This window comes from Cupriavidus sp. FW305-26, from assembly GCF_058787975.1.
In genome coordinates, this window is record NZ_JBYTAH010000074.1 from 1 (window position 1) to 21,106 (window position 21,106).

Annotated in this window: 18 protein-coding genes; 10 read left to right on the forward strand and 8 right to left on the reverse strand. The window is 61.6% G+C overall.

Translation table 11 applies throughout. From position 1 onward, the window contains the following. Positions 1-919 precede the first annotated feature (919 nt). The 4 genes from AC3WQZ_RS29470 (at position 920) to AC3WQZ_RS29485 (ending at position 7,252) form a co-directional block, all read left to right on the forward strand. The gene (locus tag AC3WQZ_RS29470) at positions 920-1,066 is read left to right on the forward strand and encodes a hypothetical protein (protein WP_492301780.1); all 147 of its coding nucleotides are present in this window, start codon (positions 920-922) and stop codon (positions 1,064-1,066) included. A gap of 90 nt (positions 1,067-1,156) precedes the next feature. Further along, a complete protein-coding gene (locus tag AC3WQZ_RS29475) occupies positions 1,157-3,835 on the forward strand; it encodes a bifunctional acetate--CoA ligase family protein/GNAT family N-acetyltransferase (protein ID WP_454749119.1) in 2,679 nt (892 codons plus the stop codon). Positions 3,836-4,178: 343 nt separating this feature from the next. Further along, a complete protein-coding gene (locus AC3WQZ_RS29480; RefSeq protein WP_454749118.1) occupies positions 4,179-6,884 on the forward strand; it encodes a calcium-translocating P-type ATPase, PMCA-type in 2,706 nt (901 codons plus the stop codon). A gap of 149 nt (positions 6,885-7,033) precedes the next feature. Next, positions 7,034-7,252, forward strand: a complete 219-nt coding sequence (locus AC3WQZ_RS29485) for a hypothetical protein (protein ID WP_454749117.1) — start codon at positions 7,034-7,036, stop codon at positions 7,250-7,252. A 476-nt stretch (positions 7,253-7,728) separates the two neighbouring features. Here the strand turns inward: AC3WQZ_RS29485 and AC3WQZ_RS29490 are convergent, their stop codons facing one another. After that, positions 7,729-8,175 (reverse strand): twin-arginine translocation signal domain-containing protein, encoded by a 447-nt coding sequence (locus AC3WQZ_RS29490; RefSeq protein ID WP_454749107.1) that lies wholly within the window; start codon positions 8,173-8,175, stop codon positions 7,729-7,731. Between the two features lie 68 nt (positions 8,176-8,243). Between AC3WQZ_RS29490 and AC3WQZ_RS29495 the strand changes: the two genes are divergently transcribed. From AC3WQZ_RS29495 to AC3WQZ_RS29505, 3 genes are all read left to right on the forward strand, one after another. Further along, entirely contained in the window at positions 8,244-8,432 is a 189-nt protein-coding gene (locus AC3WQZ_RS29495) for a four-helix bundle copper-binding protein (RefSeq protein ID WP_492301782.1), read from the forward strand. 368 nt (positions 8,433-8,800) lie between these two features. Then, positions 8,801-10,144 carry a sensor histidine kinase gene (locus AC3WQZ_RS29500; RefSeq protein WP_454749106.1) on the forward strand — a complete coding sequence of 448 codons (1,344 nt, stop codon included), beginning with the start codon at positions 8,801-8,803 and terminating at the stop codon, positions 10,142-10,144. Next, on the forward strand, positions 10,141-10,788 hold the full coding sequence (locus AC3WQZ_RS29505; RefSeq protein ID WP_492301769.1) for a response regulator: 648 nt from the start codon (positions 10,141-10,143) through the stop codon (positions 10,786-10,788). Before AC3WQZ_RS29500 ends, AC3WQZ_RS29505 begins: the two co-directional genes overlap by 4 nt. A 36-nt stretch (positions 10,789-10,824) precedes the next feature. On the opposite strand, the gene AC3WQZ_RS29510 is transcribed toward AC3WQZ_RS29505, so the two are convergent. From AC3WQZ_RS29510 to AC3WQZ_RS29525, 4 genes are all read right to left on the reverse strand, one after another. After that, positions 10,825-11,067, reverse strand: a complete 243-nt coding sequence (locus AC3WQZ_RS29510) for a response regulator (RefSeq protein ID WP_454749744.1) — start codon at positions 11,065-11,067, stop codon at positions 10,825-10,827. A 393-nt stretch (positions 11,068-11,460) separates the two neighbouring features. Then, positions 11,461-12,768: a GNAT family N-acetyltransferase gene (locus tag AC3WQZ_RS29515; protein ID WP_492301772.1), complete on the reverse strand. Its 1,308-nt coding sequence runs from the start codon at positions 12,766-12,768 to the stop codon at positions 11,461-11,463. Beyond that, complete coding sequence (locus AC3WQZ_RS29520) at positions 12,768-14,138, reverse strand: acetate--CoA ligase family protein (RefSeq protein WP_492301773.1); 1,371 nt, start codon at positions 14,136-14,138, stop codon at positions 12,768-12,770. Before AC3WQZ_RS29520 ends, AC3WQZ_RS29515 begins: the two co-directional genes overlap by 1 nt. A gap of 331 nt (positions 14,139-14,469) precedes the next feature. After that, positions 14,470-14,748, reverse strand: coding sequence for a hypothetical protein (locus AC3WQZ_RS29525; protein ID WP_454751013.1), 279 nt, complete (start codon positions 14,746-14,748; stop codon positions 14,470-14,472). Here AC3WQZ_RS29525 and AC3WQZ_RS29530 point away from each other — a divergent pair. Both AC3WQZ_RS29530 and AC3WQZ_RS29535 read left to right on the forward strand, forming a co-directional pair. Then, positions 14,660-15,388, forward strand: coding sequence for a helix-turn-helix domain-containing protein (locus tag AC3WQZ_RS29530; RefSeq protein ID WP_454751012.1), 729 nt, complete (start codon positions 14,660-14,662; stop codon positions 15,386-15,388). The genes AC3WQZ_RS29525 and AC3WQZ_RS29530 overlap by 89 nt on opposite strands. A 505-nt stretch (positions 15,389-15,893) precedes the next feature. After that, positions 15,894-16,580, forward strand: a complete 687-nt coding sequence (locus tag AC3WQZ_RS29535; RefSeq protein ID WP_454751010.1) for a dienelactone hydrolase family protein — start codon at positions 15,894-15,896, stop codon at positions 16,578-16,580. Between the two features lie 221 nt (positions 16,581-16,801). On the opposite strand, the gene AC3WQZ_RS29540 is transcribed toward AC3WQZ_RS29535, so the two are convergent. The 3 genes from AC3WQZ_RS29540 to AC3WQZ_RS29550 form a co-directional block, all read right to left on the reverse strand. Beyond that, positions 16,802-17,098 (reverse strand): four-helix bundle copper-binding protein, encoded by a 297-nt coding sequence (locus AC3WQZ_RS29540; RefSeq protein WP_492301775.1) that lies wholly within the window; start codon positions 17,096-17,098, stop codon positions 16,802-16,804. Between the two features lie 132 nt (positions 17,099-17,230). After that, entirely contained in the window at positions 17,231-18,865 is a 1,635-nt protein-coding gene (locus AC3WQZ_RS29545) for an ABC1 kinase family protein (protein WP_454751009.1), read from the reverse strand. Between the two features lie 682 nt (positions 18,866-19,547). Beyond that, positions 19,548-20,120, reverse strand: a complete 573-nt coding sequence (locus tag AC3WQZ_RS29550) for a hypothetical protein (protein WP_454751008.1) — start codon at positions 20,118-20,120, stop codon at positions 19,548-19,550. Between the two features lie 372 nt (positions 20,121-20,492). Between AC3WQZ_RS29550 and AC3WQZ_RS29555 the strand changes: the two genes are divergently transcribed. Next, entirely contained in the window at positions 20,493-20,987 is a 495-nt protein-coding gene (locus AC3WQZ_RS29555) for a cupredoxin domain-containing protein (RefSeq protein WP_454751007.1), read from the forward strand. Positions 20,988-21,106 lie beyond the last annotated feature (119 nt).

Consider the following 21,106-nt stretch of genomic DNA (forward strand, 5'->3'; position numbering starts at 1 on the left):
CGACCGGTTCAGCAGAAACTCGCCGCTTGACGTCGCCGACCATCAAGCTGCCCGTACACCACTCTTGACGTTATCTCGGCCCTCATGCAGGAGATGATGCAGGCGATGATGATGGACACTCAAGGGATGGGCAGCGGTATGGGACACGGCATGGGCCCAGCGATGGGCGGCGGCATGATGAGCAAGTAGCACGGTTCCGCGCCTATGCGCCCTCATCGCCACATAGGCGGCGAACGCCAATCGATTTACAGACTGGCTTGCTTTGCCGTCGCCATGTCGTTATCGGGCGCCTCCCTAGCGGGAGGCGACGAGCCAGAATGGTGGCACAGCCATGGGCACGGCGGTGGAAGCGTTACAGCAGTTGGCAGACCAGGCGACCCAAGCAAGGTAACGCGCACCATCACGCTGGAAATGAGCGACGATATGCGCTTCACCCCCTCCTCGATAAAGGTGAAACGCGGCGAGACAATTCGCTTCGTTTTGAGGAACTCGGGCGAGGTGAAGCACGAGATGGTCCTTGGAACCGAAGGCCAGTTGAAAGAGCTCTATCACACAAGGCTGCAAACGCCAGAAATGGAATATGCAGCCCCCACGCCGCTGGCCGGCGTTGCGGAGTACGCGATGCTAAATGCCGGCCGGCCCATCTTGCTGGTGCCTGGCCCGGTCGACCCGCAATTGGCCGGTCGCGTCGTCATTGCCCGGAACGGCAGTCGCGAAGCTGCGCGGGCGGTGGCCAACGCGCTGCCGTGGCTTGCCTACGCCTCCGCCGTTCCCATCCTGATCGCCACGACGGGCGAGAAATGGGCGGCCGGGGAGGGCTGTGCCGGCCGCGACAGCGGGCAGCGCCCGGCAGCGCCTGGCAGCGTGGCTTACCACCCTCCACGCGGACCTGCATGTCGAGCAAGGCGATCGGGACGAGGTGTTTCCGCGGGTTGCCAGCATATTGCAGGCCGACCTGTTAATTGCCGGCGGCTACGGCCGATCCCGCCGCCGAGAGTTTGTGCTGAGTGGCACCACGCGTGCCCTGCTGCGCCAATCCGCCTTGCCAGTCTTCATGTCGCACTGAGAGGCGTGGCCGGCCGGTGCCGCACCGGTACTGGCACTGGAACTGGCAGGGCGCCATCACAGCGCTTATCGCAAGGCAAAAGGAGCAAAGATGAGTATCAGAAACCTCACGCACCTCTTTCAGCCTGCGTCAATCGCTGTGGTGGGCGCATCGACCAAGCCTCACAGCGTCGGCGAGACTGTGTTGACCAACCTGCTGAACTGCGGGTTCACCGGGTCGATATTCCCGGTCAATCCCAAGTACCACAGCATTTCCGGGACAGCGTGCTACCGCAGCGTTTCGAGGCTGCCGGTGGCTCCCGATCTGGCCGTGATCTGCACGCCGCCGGATACGGTCCCGCAACTGATCACTGAACTTGGCGAACGCGGTACCAAAGCCGCCATCGTGTTGACCGCTGGTCTGAGCCGTGCGCGTGATGCGGACGGGCGCTCGCTGCAGGACGCCATGCTGCAGGCTGCTCGCCCTTATCTGCTGCGCATTCTCGGCCCTAATTGCGTAGGACTGATGGTGCCCGGCATTGGCCTGAATGCGAGCTTCGCACACGCCGCAGCGAAGCCCGGCAAGCTGGCTTTCATTTCGCAGTCCGGTGCGCTCACCACAGCTGTACTGGACTGGGCCTTCGCCCGGGATATCGGCTTCTCGCATTTCATTTCGCTGGGTGACAGTGCCGACGTGGATCTGGGGGATGTGCTCGATTACCTGGCAGGAAAAGCGGACACGCGCGCGATTCTGCTGTACGTGGAATCGGTGCGCAACGCCCGCAAATTCATGTCGGCGGCACGGGCAGCGGCGCGCAACAAGCCCGTGATTGTGGTGAAGGCGGGGCGCGTACCGGAAGGTGCAAAGGCCGCTGCGTCTCACACCGGCGCACTGGCCGGCGCCGATGACGTCTACGATGCGGCGATTCGGCGTGCCGGCATGCTCCGCGTCAACACCACCGATCAATTGTTCGATGCCGTCGAAACGCTGGCACGTGCCAAACCGCTCAGCGGCGACCGACTCGCCATCATGACCAACGGCGGCGGTGCTGGCGTGATGGCCACCGATGCGCTGATTCTGGGTGGCGGCCATCTTGCTTCACTGGATCAGGAAAGTGTGCGCAGGCTGGACGAAATCCTGCCGCCCACGTGGTCGCACGGCAATCCGGTCGATATGATCGGCGATGCCCCGGTGGAGCGGTACCTTGAGACGCTCAAAGTTCTTCTGGACGATGCCGGCAGTGATGCGGTGCTCTTCATTCACGCGCCGACCGCGATCGTGCCGAGTAGCGACATCGCCCTGGCGCTGACGGCGACGATTTGCCAGTCGCCGCGCAATGTGTTCTCTTGCTGGCTCGGAGCGGAGGCGGTGTCGCAGGCGCGCCGCTCCTTCCGGGAGGCCGGCAGTCCCTCCTACGAGACACCGGAACAAGCGGTCGGCGCCTTCATGCAGGCGGTCGAGTACCGACGCAATCAAGAAGCGCTGATGGAGACGCCGTCTTCAACCCCAGACGCGTTCATGCCGGATGCTACAGCCAGAGCACGGGCGGTGGTGCAAGATGTACTCGCTTCCGGTAGGTCGATGCTGACCGAGCCGGAAGCCAAGGACGTGCTGGCGGCTTACGGCATTCCGGTAGTGGAAACACGGATTGCCCGAACTGCGGACGACGCTGTGGCGGTCGCTGAATCGTTGGGCATGCCGGTCGCCGTCAAGATTCTGTCTCCGGACATTACACACAAATCCGATGTGGGCGGGGTAGCCCTTGATCTCGAGACCGCGGAACAGGTGCGCTCCGCCGTGCAGGCCATGGAGAAGCGCGTACGTGAGCGTCATCCCGCCGCGCAATTGCGCGGCTTTACGGTCCAGCGCATGGCGCGGCGGCCACGCGCCTTCGAACTGATCGTCGGCGCCGCGACCGATCTCGTGTTCGGGCCAGTTATTTTGTTTGGGCAGGGAGGTACGGCGGTCGAGGTTATCGGCGACCGCGCCGTCGGGCTACCCCCCCTAAACATGCGACTGGCGCGCGACCTGGTGTCGCGCACCCGCATCGCGAAGCTGCTTGCCGGTTACCGGGACCGGCCACCCGTCGACCTTGATGCAGTGTGCCTCGTGCTGACGCAGATATCCCAGTTGATGTGCGATATACCGGAAATTGTCGAGCTCGACATCAACCCGCTGTGGGCGGATGAGGTTGGTGTGCTGGCCCTGGACGCCCGCATCGGCGTGGCGCAGGCCCTGAAGTCCGGCACTGACCGGCTGGCCATCTTGCCTTATCCGGCCGAACTGGAGCAACACCTCGAGTGGAACGGCAAGCCCATCGTGGTGCGGCCAATCCGGCCTGAAGATGAACCGCGCTACAGCGCGTTTTTCAGCACGCTGGCCCCGGAAGATATTCACTACCGCTTCTTTTGCATGATCCGCCAGCCGGCCCACGCCCAACTGGCCCGCATCACCCAGATCGATTACGACCGGGAAATGTCGTTCATTGCGATCGCCAGGGAGAACGACGGCGAGGAGCACGTGTTAGGTGAGGCCCGCGCAGTGGCTGACCCGGACAACCTGTCTGCCGAGTTCGCCATCATCGTCCGTTCGGACCTCAAAGGCAAAGGGCTCGGCAGGCTGTTGATGGACACGCTGATTCGCTATGGCCGGCAACACGGCACGGGTGCGCTGGAAGGCCTGGTACTGCCGGAAAATCGCGCGATGCTAAAGCTGGCGAAAGACTGCGGCTTTGTCGTGGATCAGGAGGACACCGCCGACGGCATCCGCCTGAGGCTTGTCTTGCAGTAGCGATCATCCCCCCGGCCGCCATGTGCATGCGGCCGGTCTCATGTTCAGACCTATGCGCGTGCTGCCTGCGACCTTATGCTCGGGCACCACGCGGGCAAAAATGTACGTAACCGGAATTAGCTGGACTAGGTGCGATCTTGCTAGACCGGAAATCCGAAATTAGGCTGGATTGTTGCACAGCCGATGCAAGGGCCTGTCGCTCAAAGGTGATAACGGACAGCCTTCGACTGGTTGCTAACTTTCAGGCTAACTTGACCAATGTCCACAATGCAGCCTATAGCAGACTGTGCCACAAGAGCCAACGCTGCCGAGATCATCTCTTGTATCGAATATTAGGGCGCAGATGAATGACCTAGCAAAGAACCTTCCACCATATGCGCTTGCCGCCGAGAATGTTGCTGCTCGCCTTGAAGTTCGCCCGGATGACGGTCTCTCTGACCAACATGTGCAGCAACGGCAGCAACAATATGGACGAAACCAGTTGCCTGAAGCGCCTCCACGCTCGGGCTGGTCTGTGTTCGCTTCCCAATTCAAGAGCCTTCTCATTCTCATCCTGGTTGGGGCGGCCATCCTGGCTGCCTTTGTTGGCAATCTAAAAGATGCGCTGGTCATCCTAGCTGTCGTAGTGATTAACGCCCTCGTTGGCTTCTATCAGGAATACCGTGCCGAACAGAGCCTGGCCGCCTTGCGGCAGATGCTTCCATTGAACACGCGTGTACGGCGTCACGGCGAAAAGCGCGAGATTGCGGCCAAAGACGTCGTGCCCGGTGACGTGGTGCTGCTAGAAGCGGGCGATGTGGTGCCCGCCGATGGGCGCGTCTTTTTCGCCGCAGGACTCGAAGTGGATGAATCGGCATTAACTGGGGAGTCGGTGCCGACTGGCAAGCGTGCCAATCCCTTGAGCCTGTTGGATGCTCCATTGGGCGAGCGGACCAACATGCTGTATATGAACACGTTGCTCACTCGTGGGCGGGCGGAAATGATTGTCACTGCCATTGCCGCCGACACGGAAATGGGACGGATATCGAAAGAGCTTGCTGCCGCGACTGAAGCGCCCACGCCGTTGCAGATCCAGCTCGATCAGCTTGGCAAACGGCTGGGCTCTATTGCGCTAGCGCTCGTGGGCGTGCTGTCCTTCCTGCAGTTTCTCCGTGGCGCGGATCTTGCGCACATTGTGCTGGATGCCATTGCGCTTGGGGTTGCCGCCATGCCCGAAGGATTGCCAGTCGTGGTGACGGTGACGCTCGCGCTTGGCATGCGTAATATGGCCCGGCATCGTGCCATTGTGAAGCGCCTAGCCAGTGTCGAGACGCTCGGCTGCACCACGGTCATCTGTTCCGACAAGACTGGTACCTTGACCTTCAATCAGATGACGGTACGCGCATTCAGTTACGGCGGCCGACGTTTTGTCGTATCGGGCGAAGGTTACCGGACAACCGGCACCATCAGCGCTGCAAACGGTACACCAGATCTTCCCGATCTGGGCCCATTGCTGCTTGCCCTGGTGGCCTGCAATGACAGCCGAGTGGAGGATGGAAAAGCCATCGGCGATCCAATGGAAGCCGCGTTGCTCGTGCTGGCCAAAAAAGGCGGCACCACATCGGAACGCGTCAGCGCGACACTGCCACGGATAGCCGAAATTCCCTTCGATGCGGTACATAAGTTCATGGCGACCTTCCACCGCGAGGGTGAGGCGGTCCGCATCTTCATCAAGGGTGCGCCTGATGTGTTGCTTGCCCGTTGCACACAGGTTTTCGGCGAACATGGTGTGCGTCCGTTCGACATATCGGTACGGCAGCAAATTGAGATGGAGTATGCCGCGCTGGCGCAAAGCGGGCTGCGTGGATTACTGATCGCGTCTCGCACCATCCCATCCAACCAGTTCGATGCCGCTGCTGACCTCTTCGTATGGATCGGTGATCTGACATTTGTTGGCTTGGTCGGTTTGATGGACCCGCCTCGGCCCGAGGTGAAGACGGCGATAGCAGAATGCAAACAGGCGGGGATTGCAGTCAAGATGATCACCGGGGACCATCCGGTCACCGCCTCGGCCATTGCAGCGGAACTCGGGATTCAGGGTAAAGCGATGACCGGTGCGGATCTCGACAAGATGGATCCTGCCCATCTGGCTCTGGCGATTGATACGGTAACTGTGTTTGCCCGCGTAACGCCGACACATAAAGTCAAGATTGTACGCGCGCTGCAACAGAAAGGTCATGTGGTTGCAATGACGGGAGACGGCGTTAATGACGCGCCTGCATTGAAAAGCGCTGACATTGGCGTGGCCATGGGCACGGCAGGCACCGCAGTCGCCAAGGAAGCGGCAGCCATGGTGCTTACTGATGACAATTTTGCTACGCTGGTTAGTGCGATACGACAGGGACGCAAACTCTACGACAACATTTTAAAGTTTGTCCGCTTCCAACTATCCACTACCATCGGCGCTATCCTGACCGTATTCTTCGCACCATTGGCCGGCCTGCCGGAGCCATTTACCGCCGTCAAGATTCTCTGGGTGGCACTCATCATGGATGGTCCGCCCGCAGTATCGCTCGCATTGGATGCCGCCCGCCCCGGCATCATGCATGAACCCCCGCGCAGACGGGACGAATCTGTGCTGCCATTCGCACGCGTGGGGAAAATCATCGCTTACGGGGTGACCATGATGGTCGGCACGGTAGCGGTCCTGTACTACGGCTGGTACGCCGGCATGGAGCAGCGGGCGATCACGATGGCGTTCACAACCTTTGTACTGTTTCAGGTCTTTAACGTATTTAACGCACGCGTTGAACGAGGCACTGCGTTCAATAAACATTTTTTCGACAATACAATGCTTTGGGTATCTCTCGCAACGGTGGTCCTGCTGCAGGCCATTGCAGTGCACTGGTCACCTGCTCAATCGATTGTAGGAACCACGGACATGACGGCAATGGATTGGGGCATTTCCATCGGCGTCGCTGTGTCGGTCCTCTTATTAGAAGAGGCGCGTAAGCTATTGCACAGACTGATTGCACATTTGCGTAGAATGCCACATTCAGTACGCCGATAGCCCACCGATTTTAGTCCCTTCAGGCACGCTGGCCTGTTTCACCCGGCTCAGTGTCGGCGAAGGTCGGTGGTGATTCTGATCTCCGTCAAATAAACCAATCTCTATCACGGTATTGTGCAGCTTTCCTCCCACTACTTCAGGAGACTCTCATGCGTACCATGAAAGCGGCAGTGTTTATCGGTCCCGGCAAGATCGTGCTCAGGAGAAGCCTATACGCCAGTGCTTCCCCGATGGGCATCGGCAGCAACGCATCAATTCTTCATTGTTGCGGCGTTGCATGCCGCCTGCTGCTGAACTTCCGTGTGTTTGGCTGCACGAGCCTTTTCGATGACATAGAAATCGGGGCCCGCGAAAGCGGTAAAGGATGAAACGAGCGCGACTGCACCCGCTGTAGCAAGGATTATCTTCTTCACGATGGTTCTCCGTTCATTTCGAAACAACTGGTCCCTGTGCCCAGCCGGGGATCGCGCGTTGCTGCTCGCCGCTGGGCTACGGAACCGTATTTAAGGAGACCGATGTATCGCTCCGGTAGCGCGTGAAGGCCGCTTCTGTCAGAGCACGTATCGTTGCGGCAGCCTGATACAGACGCATACAAAAACCAAGCGGAAACGGTTCGGGAATCTGGGGCGATACATCGTCCGCCGATTCTCGCCACCCCCACCACCTCCGCCGCCCGTGGTCTGCTACCGCAATGCTGAGGGACTGAGGTGGGATGTGGTGGCTGCCGAGATGTCGGCCAGATCGGTGGGATTCATCCGCATCTGGTTCCACATGGCGCGTTTGGCCAGTGCCTGGGACAGGCCCATCTGGGACACGTCGCGCGACTGCGTATTGAGGTGATTCGTCACCCGAAGCGTGACCTCGGTACCTTGCTTCCAGTGGAGGATGGGGGCCGGGATGGAGCGTTCACACTGGTCGTTGGCCGGACACGGCCGGTGAACGACATCGGCGTCGCACCGATCGCCAGATCGAACGATGTGCCCGTCAGCGCCACCTGATGATTCTGACTCTTCAGCGCCCAAGTGCTTCGCGGATAAGTGCCGACCGTCGCCAGGCCGCCGGCTGCGGCCAGGGTCCCAAGCAAGCGACGGCGAGTCAGGGAAACAGGACCGTCCGCGTCATGCCGATGGCGTTCGAACACGTAGGCTCCTCGCGCGCTTGTGAGCGTGAACTTTGCATAGTGTGCCTGGCGTCGAAGAAAAAGCTTCTTTGACGTCATGATCGACACCAAGCGATCGAAGTCCACCATTGCGTCATCGTCGCGTAATGTTTTCGTAAGGTAACGGGTCAATGCCGCCCCCTTCATCCTCTGGTGCGCGAATTGCTCCCGTTTTGGCGCGTCTTGAACGCATCCTCGCTATGCTCGAGGAGCTTTGCTATGCACACGAATTCTGTCTATCTTGTATCAGCGCGTGTAACATCTGCGCAGTCGCGTGTCGTCACTGCGCGGCGTTCTGCCTGCATAAACCAAACGTCGAGGCAATGAAGCGCTGCATCGCGTTAGACCCCTGGCCTGCGCCGAGACTTGTGCGTACGCCGTGGCCATGATGGCCCGCGACAGCCAGTACGGCGCGCGAGGTATGGACGCTTTGTGCGAGGGTCTGTGAAGAATGCGGGGGCGGAGTGCGCCAAGTACAAGGCGCAGCATTGCCAATACTTGCCGAAAGGGATCCGTTCGGCCGGCACAGGCTGTGTCGGCCGAACGTTGATTTGCCGACATACCCGAGGCGTTTCCTGATCTAGTATCTAATATGCGTGAATTGGCCGGTGTCGGCACTCCGGCTCGGTCTCCGACGTTGTCGGCGACTGCGGAACGCCGGTTTGAGTTTGCATCGAGCACAGCCCACGTCATGTGCCGTTGCCTTTGCGCGCACAAATTCTATAGTCCACATTGGCAAGGCAACAGAGACGAGAGCATGCCGCTGAAGGCCTCTTCATTCGATCCGCAGACGAGCCGGCAAGCCACTCCGCTTCCTGCGTGGCGGCCTTCGGACATCGCCGTCGTACTGAGTGTGGTGCTGCTCTGTGTTGCATTGGCTTACTTGTTGCAAGCTGCTGTGGAGCGCTACCGCCATCTGATGCCGGCGACAATGGTGCCAGTCTTGGGCGCGGCCAGCGGTCTGCTGCTGGGACTCTACCTGGTCCGGACGCGCAAGCTCATGCAGACCGCCGCAGACAACCTCCAGCGGGTGGCCGAAAGCGAGGCACGGCTGGCCGGCATTATCCGGTCCTCGATGGAGGCAATCATCACAGTGGACAGCGAACAGCGCGTCCTGTTGTTCAATCCCATGGCGGAGACGCTGTTCGGCTGGACGGCATCTGACGCGATCGGGCGCAAACTCAGCGACTTCATCCCGCAGCGCTTCCGCGCTGTCCATGAAGAGCACGTGCGCCGCTTTGGCGTCACCGGCGTATCGGAGCGCCAGATGGGCAGACAGCGCATGCTGCATGCGCTGCGCCGCGATGGCAGCGAGTTCCCGATTGAAGCGTCAATCTCGCAGACCTCGGACCGCGGCGGCAAGCTTTACACCGTGATGCTGCGCGATACCACCGAGCGGGTACGGGCCGAGGAGGCGTTACACCGCTCCCGCGAAGAGCTGGAACAGCTCTCCGATGGCATCCTCATCGCGCGGGAGGAGGAGAAACGCCGCATCGCCCGTGAACTGCACGATGATCTGGGTCAGCGCCTCAGTGCCTTGAAGATGGATCTCGCCATGCTGGAGGCCGACGTGCTGGAAGGCCGCGATGCCACCAACCTGTCGGCGGAGATCGCAACCATGCATACCGTGATCGACGACACGGTAGCGTCGGTGCGGCGCATTGCCACGGATCTGCGTCCCGCGTTGCTGGACGAATTGGGCATGGTGCCAGCGATCGAATGGCTGGCCAACGATTTCTCGAACCGGTATGGGCTAGCCGTATCGGTGGTCGCCGCGGACGACGAGGTGCCGGAAAAGATCGCCGTCGCCGCATTCCGCATCGTTCAGGAGGCGCTCAGCAACGTGGTTCGGCACGCCAACGCCAGCAGGGCAACGGTTTCCATTGGCAGGGACGGGCCGAACCTGCAGCTCGAAATACATGACGACGGCTCTGGGTGGAAGGAGCGGCCAGCGCGCAACGGTCAGCGCAAGTCGCTGGGGCTGCTGGGGATTCGCGAGCGCGCCCGGTTGCTGGGCGGCGACGTCGTCGTCCAGAGTTCGCCAGACGAAGGCTTTCGCCTGATCGTGCGATTTCCGCGTGAGCAAGGAGAACGTGCATGACTCGGGTGATGATTGCGGATGACCATGCCGTGGTGCGGGACGGCCTGCGGCATATCCTGGAACGGGCCGGTGTGTTCGAGGTGGTCGGCGAGGCGGCCGACGGCGCCCAAGTGCCCAGGATGGTACGGGAATGCACCCCGCAGGTGCTCCTGCTTGATCTCTCCATGCCTGGCAGGAGCGGGCTGGAGCTGATCCGCTTGCTGCGCGGCGAACACCCCGCTTTGCGCATCCTGGTCCTGACCATGCATGCGGAGGAGCAATACATCGTTCGTGCGTTCCAGGCTGGAGCGGCGGGCTATCTGACCAAGGAAAGCGCGGCCACGGAACTGGTGTCCGCCATCGGGCAGATAGCCCGGGGCGGCACCTATGTGAGCCAGTCGATTGCCACGAAACTGGCGAGCGGGCTGAAGGATCAGACCGACGACCTGCCGCACCTGAGGCTGTCGGACCGGGAGCTGGAAGTGTACCGGCGGCTGGTGCTGGGGGAGTCCATCACGGCGATCGCCACGGCACTGTGCGTCAGCGCCAAGACCGTGAGCACCTACAAGATGCGGCTGATGGAAAAAATGCAGATGCCCAATGAGGCCATGCTGTTGCGCTATGCCATGCGCAATCACCTGTTCGATGACGACACGGACCTGTAACGCCACATCGCCGCGCAGGCCGCCGCCGGCTTCGTGCTATGGCCGCGAGGTCGCCAGCCCGGCCATGACCAGGCGCAGTGCATCGAGTTCCAGCGTCTTGTCGAAGCAGTAGCTCCCGCCTGCCTCCAGGCAAGCGCGGCGCAGCGGCGGGCCGAGGTTATCGGCCAGCACGATCACGATCGTATCTGGCAGCGTCGACCTCAGCGTCCTGACCTCCTGGAGCGCATGAGCATAGCCAGTGGCCAGGCTGATTAGGACGACGTCCGGCCGATGGTGCATCAGCCCAGCAAGTTCCGTGGCAGCGCAGGCGCCTGAACCCACGACACGGATGCCTGGAATTCTCCCAAGCAAGCCGAGCTGCCTGGTTCGGATCGCATTGGCATGCTCGAGCAAGTACACGGTAAGGAGGTGGGCTGGATTGTGGTCTGGCATGCCCCTAGTATCGCCGCGACCCTTGCGGCGGCTAGTAAGGGGCGGCTGAGAGTCGCGTCAGGTCGTCAGAAGGCGCTGTCAGTTATCCCTGACATGCGGGTGCACGCCTTGTCGGCTTGACCGCGAGAACGACAGCTCCGGCAAGCGGCCATGCGCAAGCCTCTCCTGGCCCACGTCGCCGCTTACAGAGGCGCACGCCACTGGTGCGATGTCCCTGGACCTTACGCGGGACCGGCGGCATCATCTTCGCACCAGCGCGAGGTGCAGGATGACGCCATCGCCGCCGGGTGCGGCGCTGGTGGTGAAACCGCAGGCGCGCGCCAGCGCCAGCATGGCCCGGTTGCGCTGCATGGTGCAGCCCACCAGCGCGCCGATGCCCTTTACGCGCGCGTAGCGGATCATCTTCTCGAGCAGCAGCTTTCCCAGTCCTTGTCCCTTGCAGTCCGAGCGCACGGCGATGCCGAACTCCGCCTGGAGATTGTCTGGATCCGCAACCGCCCGGACCTCCCCCAGGATGGAAGTTTGGCCACACGCATCGGTAGTCGTCGCGATGAACGCCATCTCCCGCGCGTAGTCGATCTGCGTGAGTCTTGCCAGCTGGCTGTGTACCGGCTCGCGGAACGTGCAGAAGTAGCGTGCATGGATATCTTCCGGCGTCAGCTGGCGGAAGTAAGCCTGGTAGGCCGCTTCGTCGGCCGGGCGCACGGGCCGAAGCACGACGGTGCGGCCGTCCTGCTCGACGCATTCCTCCAGCGCCTCCGGATAGGGCTGGATGGCCAGCCGCGGGCGCGTGCCCGACGCCGGCGCCTTGATGGCGATGCGGGCATCGAGCGCGATGACGCCTGCCGCGCTCGCCAGCAGGGGATTGATATCAAGTTCGGCGATCTCGGGAATATCGCAGACCAAGCGTGATACCTGTGCCAGTACCTGGAGCAAGCCGTCCCCGTCGACGCCGGGGTCTCCGTGCCAGCCTTCCAGCAGGCGCCCGATGCGGGTGCGCGACACCAGGTCTTGCGCGAGCAGCGCGTCGAGCGGCGGCAGCGCAACCGCATGGTCGCCGATGCGTTCGGTGTTGACGCCGCCATGGCCGAACAACAAGACGGGGCCGAACACGGGATCGGTGGCGGCGCCGACGATCAACTCGAAGCCATCGCCGTGCCGGACCATCGGCTGGACGGTAAAGCCTTCCACCCGTGCCTCCGGGGCTTGCTGCCAGATCCGCTCGAGCATGGCGCTGCCGGCGCTGCACACCGCAGCGGCGTCGGCGAGGTCCAGTGCAACGCCGCCCGCGGCAGACTTGTGCGTGATGTCCGGGGACAGGATCTTGAGCGCTACCGGATAGCCGATCCGTGTGGCCTGGTCGACAGCCTCATCGACGCTGGCCGCGGTCCGGGTTGCGACCACGGGGATGCCATAGGCGGCCAGCGCGGCCTTGGCCTCCGGCTCGGTCAGCAACTCCCTGCCAGCGCGCAGGGCATTGCCGATGATCGTGCGCACCTGGTCCTTGTCAGCCGGCATGTACGTGCCGTCTGCCGGCGGCGTGCGCATCAGCAACTGCTGGTTCCTGTGGTATTCGCAGGCTGCAGGAAGCCGCGCACCGCCCGCTCCGGGGTGTCGAAGGTCGGCACGCCGGCGTGCTGGCACAAGCGGCGTGCCTGCTGCACGGCATCCGCCCCGAGCCATGCGGTCAGCAGCGGCTTGCCGCCCGACGGCGCGCTGACGAGCGTGGCCGCAATCTCGGCGGCCGGCACGATGGCCGTGGGCGCATGGATCATCAACACAGCGTCAACCTCGGGCGCCTCGCACAGGATGGCGTAGGCCTGCAGGTAGCGCTCGACGGGCGCGTCGCCGATGATGTCGACCGGATTCGCGCGCGGCCAGGTGGCGGGCAGCACGGCGTCCAGCCGGGCCAGGGTCTGGTCTGACAGGCGCGCCAGGGTCCCGCCGGCATCCGCTAGCGCGTCGGTTGCCATCACGCCGGCGCCGCCGCCATTGGTCAGGATGGCGAGGCGCTCGCCACGCAGCCCGCGCATGCGGGCAAGCATCTCGACGGCGTCGAACAGGCTCTCGGTGCTGTCCACGCGCAGCATGCCGGCACGCCGGATGGCGGCGTCGTAGACGTCGTCGGCACCGGCCATGGCGCCGGTATGGGACGCGGCGGCGCGTGCCGCCTGCGCCGAGCGCCCGCCCTTGACGACCAGCACCGGCTTGTTGCGGGCGGCGGCGCGCGCCGCGGACATGAACTTGGCGCCGTGGCGGATCGCCTCCACGTAGAGCAGGATGGCATGCGTCTCGGCGTCGCCGGCAAGGTAGTCGAGCACGTCGGCCGCGTCCACATCGGCACTGTTGCCCAGCGAGATGAAATGGGAAAAGCCGTTCTGCCGCGAGCGCGACCAGTCCAGCACGGCGGTGGCCAGCGCGCCGGATTGCGTGGCGAACGCCAGCTTGCCTTGCCGGGCCGTGCCGGGTGCGAAGCTGGCATTGAGGCCGATCCCAGAAGCGATCAGCCCGACACAGTTCGGCCCGAGAATCCTGAGCAGATGGGGCCGCGCCGCGTCCAGCATGGCTTGCCGCAGGGCGCCTCCGGCGCTGTCCTCGGGCCCCTCGAAGCCGGAGGTCAGCACGATGGCCGCGCGCGTGCCGGCGGCGCCGAGCTCGGCGATGAGCCCCGGGATAGTGGGTGCGGGCGTGCATAGCACCGCCAGGTCCGGCGGTGCCGGCAACGCGCCGACGCGCGCGTAACAGGGTTGGCCCGCCAGCGACGCATACTTGGGATTGACCAGATACAGTTGGCCGGCGAAGGCGCCTGCGGACAGGTTCTCCAGCACGGTCGCCCCTACGCTATGCGGCCGCAGCGTTGCGCCGATGAGCGCGACCGACCGCGGTCGGAACAGGGCATCGAGGTTACGAATAGTCATCGTTGGCTCTTATGGCAATCCCCGGTACCAGGTCCGGCGTTGCACACGTCGTACCGTGGCGCCGGCGCTCGGGCGCTGAAGAGGCCAAGCATGAAAACAGATCATTATGTTTCCCGGGTTGACGGCGCGGTACGCGCCTGATGGTTCTTACTTTGGCAAGCAGCGGAGGCTCGTGTTTGCTTTGCATCAAACGCCGGCGCAATGCCGGGATTGCACGCGTCGGATAGCGGGATTGCGTCACTTGCGCCCCATGGTGGGGGCAGCAGCAGGGCTTGTCAGGTAAGGCTGACAAGCCCTGCTGGATTCCTGACAGGCAACTCAGCGTAGCCTTCTAGGCACGGAAGCCGTGCCGGCCAATACTTCTGTCAAACAGATAGCGGTGCACACGCAGATGCGGTCCGCCGAACAATGGGTGAGTGAGGGTCGGGGCGAAGGAAAGGGCCTGCGGGCGGGAGACAACCATGTTCGACTTGCATAACGAGGATGATGCTGCTTGTGGCTCTACCGAGACGTCCGTCACCTTGGAAAAGCGCAGCGATACGAAGGTTGCGCCGGTGCCGGGCGATGCCAGGGCACGATGCGCGACCTGCATGATGCGGAACATCTGCATGGCCGCCAGCCTCGAGGCCGGCGAAATCTCCCGTCTGGACTCCGTCGTGCAGGGATGGCGCTCGGTCAAGCAGGGCGAACGGCTGTACCGGGCTGGCGATCCGTTCCGCAGCCTGTATGCGGTCCGCGCCGGCTCGTTCAAGACCGTGGTGACGCCGAGCAGGGGCAAGGAGACCGTTGCCGGCTTTCACATGGCGGGCGACTCCCTCGGCATGGATGGGGTCTGCCAGGAATCCCACAGCTGTGATGCCATTGCGTTGGAAGACAGCGTGGTCTGTGTGATCCCGTTCCATCTGCTTGAAGCGCTTTGCCGCGAGATCAAGCCGCTGCAGCGCCAGTTGCACAAGATGTTCAGCGCCGAGATCGTCAGGGAATCGCGCCAGATGATGCTGTTGGGCAACGCGTCCTCGGAGCAGCGCGTGGCCGCGTTCCTGCTAAGCGTGTCGGCGCGCTACCGCGAGCGCGGATATTCGGCCACGTCGTTTGTCCTGCGCATGACGCGCGAGGACATCGGCAGCTTCCTCGGCGTGACCCTGGAAACAGTGAGCCGCACCTTGTCCAAGTTCCAGCAGGAAGGGCTGCTGACTGTGCAGGGCAAGTCCATCGAGCTGTTGAACCTGGACGCCCTGGATGCGCGCTAGCGGCGTCATGGCCGGGAGGACATGGCGTGAACGATTCAACACGGCACGCTCCTACCGTACCGCAATGAAGACCTGCTGCCGGCATTCATGAGCCCCACCAGGACATCGAGCGCGTAGCAGGGGCGCTATTCGAGATGAAGGGAGCGCGGCATATCGTGCTGCATAGTGGTCAATTCCGCTTTGCGGTACCCGGCCAGGTCCGGCGGTATCCGGACGCCGCGGGCGAGTCCGCATCGCGGCCAGCAGTGTGGAAAGAGTACGCCATGACGAAGCGCTTGCCGTCAGGCCGCCCGGCAAGTCAGCTGGGAGGGCGGGGGCTTGCCGCCTGCCTGCTGCTGCCGCTTTGTGCCGGGTTTACCTCGGTGCCAGACCTGCTGCGCCCGCCGAAGCCTCACACGGTCGCGCTGGGCTCGGGCGTCCCGGGAAAGGCGCCGGCCTGCCGGCGTCGGCTGGCAGCGCCGCTCAGTTGTAGCGCAGGTCGTATGGGGAGAGGGAAGGGGGCCTCATGGAGCACATCACCACCGAACGGGTGCGGATCCTTATCGGCGACATCGCGCTGCCGGGCGACCTTGCCCTGCCGAAAGCTGCCTCGGGCCTGGTCCTGTTTGCACATGGAAACTGTGGTTCGCGCCACAGTGTGCGCAACCGCAGTGTCGCTTCAATGCTGAACCGGTTGGGCCTGGGCACGCTGCTGTTTGACCTGCTGACGCCCGAGGAGGATATCGGCATGGCGAGGCGCTTCGACATTGCAGGGCTTAGCGAGCGGCTCAAGGCTGCCACGACGTCCGTGGCGCACTTGGCGCGCGGGCATCACCTGCAGCTCGGGTACTTCGGCACCAGCACGGGAGCTGCCGCGGCCATCCGTGCCGCCGCGGAGTCGCCGATGCAAATGCGGATCGACGCGGTGGTATCGCGCGGCGGCCGCGTCGACCTTGCCGGCCATGAGGCGCTGTGCCAACTGCGGGCACCGACGCTGATGATTGTCGGGGAAGCGGATCCGGTGGTGCTGAAGCTTAACACGCACGCCATGGCGTGGATCCCATGCGAGAAGCGGCTCGAGGTGATTCCCAGCGCCACGCATCTGTTCGACGAGCCGGGGGCGCTGGAACAAGTCGGCAAGCTCGCCGGCGAATGGTTCTGCCGGCATTTTGCAGCGGTGCCGCAGCATGCGCCGCAGCGGCACGCCGGCTAGGCAATGAACGGCAGCGGACCGTCGCCAGCCTGCCGGATGCAGCCAGGGCCCAAGCAAGACGGGTCAGAGAAACAGGACCGTCTGCGGCATGGCGATTGCGTTCGAACACGTCGGCTCCTCGCGCACTTGTCAGCGTGCACTTAGCATAGTGGGCTTGGCCTCGAAGAAAAAGCTTCTGATGATCGATGATCAATACGACGCGATGGCGGTCCACCATTGCGTCATCGTCGCGTAATGCCCTCGTAAGGTAGCGGCGTCAGGACGCGCGCAATCCTGGTAATGCTGCGCCTCGTGCTTGGCACATTCGGCCCCAGTCGGCTGTCGCGGGCCATTACGGCCGCAGCAAAGGCGAAAGTCTGCGCGCAATCGATATCCAACTCGATACAGCGCTTCATTACCTCGACGTTCTGCTCGCGCAAACACGATGCCGCGCAGACGCAGTGATTGCATGCGACCATGCTCGGGTTAATACAAGATAAATAATTTTTTGTGTGGCATGGCAAAAAACCGTTGATCATAGTGATTCTGGATGCCGGGCCATTGAGCTTCTGCCGGACCTACGAAATAGACCCGCCGCTAGTAGCAACCTGGAACCCATAAACAGGAGGAACTTGGGGAAGTGCTCTCGGCAAGGCTGCCGATCTGGATATTCAGTTCAGCCTTCGATAGTCACGCGTGATGAAGTATGTGAACCGTACCGCAAGCACATATCCCGCGGCTGCCAAAACTGGCACGCCTGCGATCGTCGGGCCCATAGGGTTCCCGATCAGCAACGTTGAAGCGATATACAATCCGAGGGTCACTATGGCTAGCGCGATGCGGGCGCCGAGATGTTCAAGGGACCGCGCAAAGTGTGGATCCTGATTTATTGTCAACTCAAACAGTCCTGATTTCCCCAATCTATCATGAAGCTTACGAGCCATGAGATCTGGCAGTTCGTCAATGGTTGCCGCCAGTTCAAAGGAGAGCCTCCGAGATCGTCCTGATTCCTGCTCGGTGATGTCTATTTTCCCGTTTCTCACATGCTGAGACAGTGCTTCGACTATGGAAAACTCCGGTGCAATCCGCTGCAAGGTCGACTCTAGCAATAAAACAGTTCGGCTAAATACAAGCAGGTCAGAGGGGAGGCCAACGGCGCTGGATCGCCCCGCCGCGATCAGACGAGATAGCGCATTTGCGATTGACCATTCGCGCAATGGCAAGTCGGCGAAGTCGCGTAAGAGGTCGCCGACGACTTCGAGGAAGATTCTGCGATCCGCGTGCTGCCGTATCAGGCCCATATCCAGCCACGCATCGACAACCCAGTCGGCATTCTGTTCTACAAACGCGGTGGCGAAAGCCGCCAGTGCACGCCGAAGTCGTCTATCGATATGGCCGACGATGCCGAAGTCATGGAAGCAAACGCGGAGATCGGGCATGACAAACAAATTCCCGGGATGAGGATCACCGTGGAAATAGCCGATGCTGAACAATTGATGCACATAGCTATCGACGATCGACTGCGCAACAATCATGCCTTGCTCACCGTGGATTTCGTCGATGCGCCGCCCGTGGCTAAATTCCTGAACTAGTACCGTTTCAGTCCAGAGACCATCGATCACGTCAGGTACGAAGACGGTTGGCGAGTCTCGCGTCGCATCGGCGAATCGACGGACGTTCCTCGCCTCGCGCGCTAGATCGATTTCACGCCTCAGGTTGGACCAAATTTCATCTACCACGGCCACCGGGTTAAGAGGGCGCAGTGTGGGGGCGAGCCGTTGGGCAATATGTGCGACGCGGCGCAGGAGCCGCATATCCGAATCCACTTGAGCGCGGATGTTGGGGCGGCGAATCTTGACGATGACGTCATGCCCGTTAGCCAATGTCGCGCGGTGTATTTGCGCTATCGAGGCGGCGGCTAGCGGCTTACGGTCGAAACTGGCAAATATCTCTTCCGTGCTACGCCCAAAGGCAAGCTCAATTATGTTCTCTGCGACATCTACAGAAAATGGCGAGACATGGTCCTGAAGTCGCTCTAGTGCTCGCAGCGTATCCTCTGGCAGCAAGTCTGCACGTAAGCTCAAGTGTTGCCCCAGCTTGACGAAGGTCGTACCGAGGCCCTGCAGCAGGTCTGCGAAACGCTCGCCTGTTGTCTGTTTAGGGCGTGCCCAAGGGAGCTTACATCGGGCCAGCCACAACACGAAGCCAGAAAATGCAGTGACGATCGTGACTGCGCGTCCCATAGAGTTGGGCCGCGGCAGGATTGTCACCGGGCCCTTTCCCGTTTCGCTTGGTACGGTGTTCATTGTGGTCCTTCCTGCGACGCCTTGGCGCACGCAAGTATGCGCTTCCAGACTGATTGCTGTTGGGACTCAGCTTCGCCGCCCTTCTAGCAGCGTTTAAGATCGTATCCCTATCTGCATGAAAACCCAAAATCATGGCAGTACCGCTGGGCGACGGAAACTCGTGGTAAGGACTTCGGTCAAGCGCCCAGGTGATGCCATGCCTGCGTACAGCAGCCAATTGTGGAGAAGGGTAGGGCGCCAGAGCGCACGTCACGGGACGCGTTCTCCGCTGCATTGGCTTGTTGTGAAATCTCTTCGTCACGGAGGGCGCTGGCTCCGAGGGCTGTGCAATAAAAAAAGAGGGTGCCAGCGCTAATCAATCGCTGGGCTCGCCCCAAGTCTCCGGCTGCGGCCTGCTTGCTTAACAACCTGCGGCGACAAGATGAGCTGCGATCTGGCAAGCCGACCGTCTCAACTCTATGCGTCGCCGTCGCCGTCAGTAAGCCCGCGCTCCCGAAAATGACACAGTACTGCGCGCCCACTGACCAGCGCTGGCCGATGAACGATGTGCAGTCCATAGGATGAGAGCAGACCGTGAGGCTAGCCTGGCCGCCATTGTGCGCGAACAACATGAGGGCACGTCATCGGAAGGGGAGTGGTGCGTTGAAAGTTCTCGTGGATCAATCGTGAAAGAGATCGATCTCTACTGCGCGCCCTTGCCTTGCGGAGGAGTCGCCGATATCACGTACTCGATGTCTGCGCCGTGGTTTGGCACCCTGACGAATAGTCGAAATCGGACCTTACTACTCAGCACGGTCGCGAAAATTTGCCCATAGGACGCTTGGCCGTTAATCTCCATTGGTGTCAAATACTTAGGCGGAGAATCCACGATTCCAATCTCGCTGACTTGCGCGCGTATTACCGCATTGTCGATTCGTGAGCCATCCGGATTGAATAACGCGACGACCAGATGCTGGAGTTGCCCACCTCCGGACGGTATCGCGCCGTGCATCTCTTCGATCGCGTGCTTCTGGGAAACGATAGCGGCCGGGACAAGACCCCAGTACAGCACCACGCCGTCGCGCTCCAGCCGATTCTGAGCAATTGCGCTAGTCGAGGCCCAGGCGAAAGCAAACAGCGCTACGAGCACGATTCGCAAGCGATGCAGAATTTTGATGGCAGTCTCGTGGCCAAATGGGATTGCTGAAAGACAAGGCTGCATAGGAGTTCCGGCCCAGGCCTGTGAAATGTAATAGGAGCTATCATCGCTGTTCATGGTCGAATTCCTTTCTCATTGTCAATTCGCTAGCCCCCATGCATCAACATTGGCGTATATCGTATATCGCACATCGGGGCGCGCACCGACCGCCGTATTTAAACCCAGCTTAGTAAGTATGAATGCTATTGATTTGATCTGCGTCAGTCGGTCGCCAACGGCAGTCCCATCCTTTCCAGAGACGGAGAGACGGACTTCGCCTTGAAAGAGGCGCATGTGGATTTTGAGGAACTTCCAGCGTCGGCTCTAGATAGGCCTGATCACTGTAGCGCCGGTTCCCGTATTTTTCCATTATGCTGATGTCCGGGACTGATTAGAGCGCATTCACAAGGTACGCGCGAGCTGCATGCCTGGGCTCAACGGAGGGCTAGCATGAAGTTGTCGAGAATGAAGATCGCCGTCGTTGCCGCCGCTGCCACTTTACCGATCGCGGTCATGGCGAGTGATGACCAGGCGAAATGGTGGCACGGCCACGGCCACGGCGGTGGCGGAGTGGCTGCATTTGGACAGGCCGGCGACGCGAAAAAGGTCAGTCGCACCATCAACGTGGATATGACCGACGACATGCGCTTTATCCCTTCCGTGATTACGGTAAAGAGAGGAGAAACCATTCGTTTCCACGTCAGGAACATCGGAAAAATGAAGCACGAGATGGTTCTCGGCACCGAAGGGCAATTGAAGGAGCATTATCAGATGATGCTGAAGATGCCAGAGATGAAATTTACCGGACCTAACGCTATCGCACTCGGCGCTGGCGAGACTGGTGAGATCGTCTGGCGGTTCACTAAGAGTGGTACGGTGCCATTTGCGTGCCTGTTACCCGGTCACTACGACGCCGGCATGAAGGGAGTGGTGACCGTGAAATGATGGCAGGAATAGCTTTGTCCCCCGCGCTTGGCAAGCGGGGAAAGCGGCCGGAATGATCGAGGTGGGCGTGCGTGAGACCCGCCAAAGCGTACAGCTCCTACGCCGCAGTATACTCAGTC